At 49.0% G+C, this 612-nt stretch carries 1 protein-coding gene; it reads left to right on the plus strand.

The annotated features are described in order from the left end of the window. The coding region (locus JWG43_RS17690) for an ISAs1 family transposase (RefSeq protein ID WP_205244273.1) at positions 1-509 on the plus strand (509 nt) is incomplete at its 5' end. Positions 510-612 lie beyond the last annotated feature (103 nt).

The raw sequence follows: 612 nt of genomic DNA on the forward strand, positions 1-612 counted from the left end.
CGGTGGAGCAAGTCTTCGCTCAAGCCGACGAGGAAGAATTGAACAGCGCCAAATTTGACTTTTTCATGACGGAAGAGAAAGGGCATGGACGCCATGAAACCCGTTTCCATTATACAACGAACTTTGCCAATACCTCGATAGCGCAAGAGTGGAAAGGGCTCAAGACAATCGGCATTGTTGTCTCCAGAAGGGAGGTCAATGGGAAGCAAAGCGAAGAACATCGGTATTATATCTCCAGTCTGGAAAACGATGCAAAAGGTTTTGCCAAGGCAATCCGCGCCCACTGGGGCATTGAGAATTCACTCCATTGGGTTTTGGATGTGGCCTTCCGCGAGGATGACTCAAGGGTTCGCAAGGGGCATGCCCCTGAAAATCTCGCCGTATTGAGACATATAACCCTCAACCTCATCCGCCAGGAGAAAACGGCCAAACTCGGCGTGAAGAACAAACGACTCAAGGCGGGGTGGGACAACGACTACCTCGCTAGGAGTCTAGTAAAAATAACTTGAACATTATGGGTTTTGTTTAGGGGCAATCTTGTAGTTCCACTCGCCGTGAAACTCATCACGAATGAGCGCGAGTTGTTCCATGTCTTTGTCGGGAACCTTAATA

It is taken from the genome of Desulfobulbus alkaliphilus, from assembly GCF_016918545.1.
Taxonomy (GTDB): Bacteria; Desulfobacterota; Desulfobulbia; order Desulfobulbales; family Desulfobulbaceae; genus Desulfobulbus; species Desulfobulbus alkaliphilus.